This window comes from Ideonella sp. P3_A4, assembly GCF_056403075.1.
This window is the reverse complement of the sequence record NZ_JBFUGE010000367.1, coordinates 1-6030: the sequence shown is the minus strand read 5'-3', so window position 1 is coordinate 6030 and position 6030 is coordinate 1. Positions and strand designations below refer to the sequence as shown.

Below are 6030 nucleotides of genomic sequence, written 5' to 3'. Positions count from 1 at the left end.
TTCTTCGAGAGACCGAGGCCGACAAGGCCTCGTCGGGCCTGTCGCAACTGCCGGCCAATGCCCGCGAGCTGGCCCATGCGCCGACGCCAGTGCTGGTCGTCACCAAAGCCAACACACGCTCGACCGTGCACCGGCCGGGCTACACCGATTACGTCGGCGTCAAGCGCTACGACAAGAGCGGGAAGGTGATCGGCGAACACCGCTTCGTCGGCTTGCTCACTTCCACGGCCTACAGCGCCCGCGTGGCAGAGACACCGCTGCTGCGCGGCAAGGTCGAGGCCATCGCCAACCGCGCCGGCCTGCCGCCGGGCGGGCACCTGTCGAAGGCGCTGGTGCACATCCTCGAAACCTTCCCGCGCGACGAGTTGTTCCAGATCTCTGACGACGAGTTGTATGAGACCGCGCTGGGCATCCTCGCGCTCGGCGACCGCCAGCGGCTGCGCCTGTTCGTGCGGCGCGATCCGTTCGACAGGTTCGTCTCGTGCCTGGTCTACGTGCCGCGCGAGGCCTACGCGACCGACCTGCGAATCAAGTTCCAGCGCATCCTGATGCAGGCCTTTGCCGGCACCAGCGCCGAGTTCGACGTGCTGCTGAGCGACACGGTGCTGGCGCGCATCCACTTCACCGTGCGTACGACACCGGGCCAGGTTCCAGCGATCGACCGCAAGGAGCTTGAGCGCAAGCTGGCCGAGGCCGCCCGCCGTTGGGACGACGGCCTGCGCGATGCGCTGACCGAAGCCGAAGGCGAAGCCCGGGGCATCGCACTGTTCAAGGGCTGGAGCAACGCCTTCCCGCCCGAATACCGCGAGCGCGTGCCGGCTCGTGCTGCTGTGCCAGACGTGCGCACCGTCGCCTCGCTGTCGGCAGCGTCACCGCTGGCGCTGGCGCTGTACCGGCCGCTCGGCGGCGGCACCAGCGCCTTGGGCTTCAAGGTCTACCGGCGTGGTGAGCCGATCGTGCTGTCCGACAGCCTGCCGATGCTCGAGCACATGGGTGTGCGCGTGCTCGGTGAGCAGAACTACAGGCTGACGGCGGACGGCGCGTCGATCTCGCTGCATGACTTCGACATGCAGGCGGCGGTGTCCGACGAGATCGAGGACGAGACGTTGGCCAAGCTGTTCGAGGACTGCTTCGGTCGCGTCTTCCGCGGCGAGGTCGAGAACGACGACCTGAACCGGCTGGTGCTGCGCGCCGGGCTGGCGGCCGACGAGATCGTCGTACTTCGTGCCTATGCGCGTTACCTGAAGCAGATCGGCTTCGCGTTGTCGCAGGCTGCGGTCGAAGCCACGCTGACGGCCCACCCGCGCATCGCGCGCATGCTGGTGCATCTGTTCAAGCTTAAGCTCGACCCGAACGGCCGTGACGAACAAGCCGCGGCCTCGCAGGTCAATGCGATCGAGCAGGCGCTGGACCGTGTCAGCAACCTGCAGGAAGACCGCGTGCTGCGGCAGCTGCTGGCCCTCGTGCAGGCCACGCTGCGCACCAACTACTGGCGCACCGGCATCGGCCACTCGGGCGCGCCCGGGCCGCGTCGCTCATTCCTCAGCTTCAAGTTCGAATCGGCCAAGGTGCCGGGCCTGCCCGAGCCGAAGCCGCTGTTCGAGATCTTCGTCTACTCACCGCGATTCGAGGGCATCCACCTGCGTGGCGGCAAGGTCGCGCGCGGCGGGCTGCGCTGGTCGGACCGGCCGGAAGACTTCCGCACCGAGGTGCTGGGGCTCGTGAAGGCGCAGATGGTGAAGAACACCGTCATCGTGCCGGTCGGCTCCAAGGGCGGCTTCGTGCTGAAGAAGGCGCCGCCGGCGACCGACCGCGACGCGTTCATGAAAGAAGGCGTGGCCTGCTACCAGGACTACCTGCGCGGCCTGCTCGACCTGACCGACAACCTGAACGGCACCACGGTCGTGCCGCCGCCGCAGATCGTCCGGCTCGATGCCGACGACCCGTACCTGGTGGTCGCGGCCGACAAGGGCACTGCGACCTTCTCGGACTACGCCAACGCCGTCAGCAAGGAGTACGGCCACTGGCTGGGCGATGCGTTCGCCTCCGGCGGCAGCGTCGGCTATGACCACAAGGCGATGGGCATCACCGCCCGCGGCGCGTGGGAGAGCGTCAAGCGCTTCTTCCGTGAACGCGGCACCGACATCCAGACGACCGACTTCACCGTCGCTGGTGTGGGCGACATGTCGGGCGACGTGTTCGGCAACGGCATGCTGCTGTCCAAGCACATCCGGCTCATCGCCGCCTTCGACCACCGCCACATCTTCATCGACCCGACGCCCGATGCGGCGACCTCGTTCGTCGAGCGCGATCGCATGTTCAAGCTGCCGCGTTCGTCCTGGGCCGACTACAACACCGAGCTGATCTCGGCCGGCGGCGGCGTCTGGGCCCGCTCGGAAAAATCGATCCCGATCTCGCCGCAGGCCCGCGCTGCACTCGGCATCGAGGCCGACAGGCTGGCGCCGACCGAGCTGTTGTCGGCGATCCTGAAGGCACCCGTCGACCTGCTCTACAACGGCGGCATCGGCACCTACGTGAAGGCCAGCACGCAGACCCATGCCGAGGTCGGCGACCGCGCCAACGACGCGATCCGCATCAACGGCCGCGAACTGCGCTGCAAGGTGATCGGCGAAGGCGGCAACCTCGGCTTCACGCAGCTCGGCCGCATCGAGGCGGCGCTGAACGGCGTCTCGCTGAACACCGATGCGATCGACAACTCGGCCGGCGTCGACACCTCGGACCACGAGGTCAACATCAAGATCCTGCTGGGCCTGGCGGTCGCCGACGGCGAGATGACCGAGAAGCAGCGCAATGCGACGCTGGCGCAGATGACCGACGAGGTCGCCGCGCTGGTGCTGCGCGACAACTACTTCCAGACCCAGGTGCTGTCGGTGACGCACCGGCTGGGCGCCAAGCTGCTCGACCAGGAAGCGCGTTTCATGCGCTTCCTCGAAAAAGCCGGGCGGCTGAACCGCGCGATCGAGTTCCTGCCGACCGACGACGAGATCGCCGAACGCGCGGCCCACGGCATCGGGCTGACGACGCCCGAGCGCGCGGTGCTGCTGGCCTACTGCAAGATGTGGCTGTTCGACGAGATCATCGCGTCGGACCTGCCGGAAGACCCGTGGATCGGCAGCGCGCTGGAACGCTACTTCCCGGCCACGATGCGCGAGAGCATGGCCGGCTACATCCCGCGCCACCCGCTCAAGCGCGAGATCGTCGCGACCCACGTGCTCAACAGCATGGTCAACCGCGTCGGCTCGACCTTCGTCCACCGGCTGGCCGACATGACCGGCGCCAAGCCGGCGCAGGTGGTGCGTGCCTACCTTTGCACCCGCGAGGTGATGGGCCACGTGGCGCTGTGGCAGCAGGTCGAGGCACTGGACAACGTGGTGCCCGATGCGGTGCAGTCCGAAATGCTGGTCGAGGAAGGTTGGCTGACCTCGCGCGCGACCACCTGGTTCTTGCGCTACCGGCGGCTGGCCGAGCCGATGGAACAGACCTTCACCCGCTTCCGCGACGCGGTCGAAGCGCTGCGCGAGCCGCTGGCCGCGCAGGCGGCTTCGTCACCGCATGCCCTGGCCTGGGTTGCCGCCGGCGTGCCGGCCGCGTTGGCCCACCGCGTGGCCAGTGCCGAGGGGCTGTACGCAGCGCTCGACATCGCCGAAGTGGCTGAAGGCGCCAAGCGCGATGTGACCGAGGTCGGCGAGGTGCACGTGGGTGTGGCCTCGCGCCTGGGCCTGGCGAGCCTGCGCCAGCAGATCGACGCACTGCCCGGCAGCAGCCATTGGCAAAGCCTGGCGAAGAACGCACTCGGCGACGACCTGGCAGGCCTGCAGCGCGCGATCACGCAAGAGGTGCTCGGCTCCGGCGAAGGCGGCTCGGCGCAGATGCTGGCCGCCTGGGAAGCGGCCAACGCGGTGGCGCTCGAACGTGCTCAACGCGTTCTGCTGGAGCTGGCCGACACCAAGAACGCCGACCTGGCGATGCTGTCGGTCGCGCTGCGGGAGCTGCGCAACCTCGCCTGATGAGGCGAGGGCCTGAGGCCCTCGCCTCAGGCCGGCAGATGGCAGACGGCCTCGATGTTGTGGCCGTCGGGGTCACGCACGAAGGCGCCGTAGTAGTGCTGGTGGTAGTGCGGCCGCAGGCCCGGCGGGCCGTTGTCGGTACCGCCAGCCTCGAGAGCGGCCTTGTAGAACGCGTCGACCAGCGCCCGGCTGTCGACGCGGAAGGCCACGTGGATCGGCGGCTTGTTCGGCTGGCCGCCATGGATCCAGAAGTCCGGCTTCGGTGCCTCGCCGAAGCCGGCCACACCGACCCCGCCGGTGAACTCCTTCGGTACTTCCATCAGCATCGTGTAGCCGATGGGTGCCAGTGCGTCGGTGTAGAAGCGCTTGCTGCGTTCGTAGTCGCTGACGCCCACGCCGGTGTGATCAATCATCGCTGGCCTCCTGGTGCCTTGTGTTGAAAGCGCGGATCGTCGCACGGAGGTGGGTCATTGGGTGAGCCAGTTCTCGGCCATGCTGACCAGGCCCTGTACCGAGAAGAGCGCTGGAGGGACCGAGCGCAACCGCAAGGTGGTTGGCGAAACGAGCTGTCACCAACTCACGTCGTCAGCATGACTTGCGGGATGTCGCACCGTTGTTCCCCCAACCACAATCGCCGCGATGCAAACTGCTGAACGCCCACGACGCTTCATGGTCATCCCCAAGGATGGACTGACCGATGATTCGAGCACACCCGCCCGGACCGCGCGGCTGCTGTCGATGCCTGTCATCACCGGCGCACACGCGGCCGACGCGGGCCACACGGTGGGACACGTTGCCAAGGCGGCCAGCCTGGCGCTGACCATCGTCAACACGGCCCCGGCCGACGGCTCGGTGCTGGTCGACGCAGACCATGTGACGCTCGACCAGGTGAAGGCCCTGGCGCCGGAAGGTGCCCACGTGTTCGAAGAGCAGTGGTACCCGCTGGAGCGGGCCCGCGGCCCATGGCACACGCTGCGAGCGCCGGCCAAGGCCGCAGCCGGCGGCACCCATCGCAAGGTCTTCCAATGGACCGTCACCGTGCGGGTCGATGGTGACAAGCCCAAGCTGCTTGGCGATGCGCTGGTCACGGCCATGCTCGACGAGGCCGAAGGCGTTGGCGTCGCGGCCACCACCGACCGCTACGGCCGCGCACAGCTCGAGTTCGACGAGGAGCCCGCCGCGCTGCAGGCGCTGTACGTCGACCCGCTGCACAGCGGCTGGCCGGTCCGGCTGCCGACAGTCGCCGTGACCGCCGACGGCTTCGAGGTGCTGGTGCCGGCCGTCGACCTGCGCGCGCCCGATGCCCGGGGCTTGGCCTACGGCGAACCGATGGCGGCTGCCGGCCGTGGCGTCAAGGTCGGTGTGGTCGACACCGGCGTCGGTCCGCACGAAAGCCTGGCCGTCAACGGTGGCCGCAACACCACCGAAGAGCAGCCGCGACGCTGGCGCGACTGGGACGGCCACGGCACCCATGTTGCCGGCGTGATCGCAGCCACGGCCCACGGTTGGCGCCGCGGCGAAGCCAGCCACGTGCAGCTGTACGCGTACCGGATCTTCGAAGACGGCGTCGAAGAGGCCTCGACCTTCGCGATCGCCGCGGCCATCAAGCAGGCGGCGCTGGACGGCTGTGACCTGGTCAACCTGAGCATCGGCGGCGGCGCGGCCGATGGAGCGGTGCGCGATGCGATCGAGCAAGCATGGGGCCTGGGCTGCGTGTGCGTCGCCGCGACCGGCAACGACGGCAAGGCGAGCGTCGCCTACCCGGCACGCTACCCCAAGGCGGTGGCTGTCTCGGCGATCGGCTTGCGCGAAAGCTGGCCGCTCGGGGCCTACCTGGACTGGACGCTGAGCACCTCGGTCGGCAAGGAACTGGCCCACAAGCCCAGTTTCTTCGCCAAATTCTCGAACCGAGGCGACAAGGTGGCGCTGACCGCACCGGGCGTCGCGATCGTCTCGACGATCCCGARCGACCGTTGGGGCGTGATGTCGGGCACCTCGATGG

At 68.5% G+C, this 6030-nt stretch carries 3 protein-coding genes; 2 read left to right on the top strand and 1 reads right to left on the bottom strand.

Annotation, left to right across the window (positions count from 1 at the left end):
- Positions 1 to 4028, top strand: a 4028-nt coding sequence (locus tag AC1DYI_RS24235) for an NAD-glutamate dehydrogenase (RefSeq protein ID WP_477206693.1), incomplete at its 5' end; no start/stop codon positions are given.
- A gap of 26 nt (positions 4029 to 4054) precedes the next feature.
- Here the strand turns inward: AC1DYI_RS24235 and AC1DYI_RS24230 are convergent.
- Positions 4055 to 4441, bottom strand: a complete 387-nt coding sequence (locus AC1DYI_RS24230) for a VOC family protein (RefSeq protein WP_477206692.1) — start codon at positions 4439 to 4441, stop codon at positions 4055 to 4057.
- A gap of 226 nt (positions 4442 to 4667) precedes the next feature.
- On the opposite strand from AC1DYI_RS24230, the gene AC1DYI_RS24225 reads away from it, so the two are divergent.
- Positions 4668 to 6030: S8 family serine peptidase (locus AC1DYI_RS24225; protein WP_477206691.1), on the top strand; the 1363-nt coding region annotated here is incomplete at its 3' end.

Excerpts from the sequence above, each read along its gene's own strand:
- AC1DYI_RS24230 (WP_477206692.1), bottom strand. The coding sequence starts at position 4,441 with ATGATTGATCACACCGGCGTGGGCGTCAGCGACTACGAACGCAGCAAG.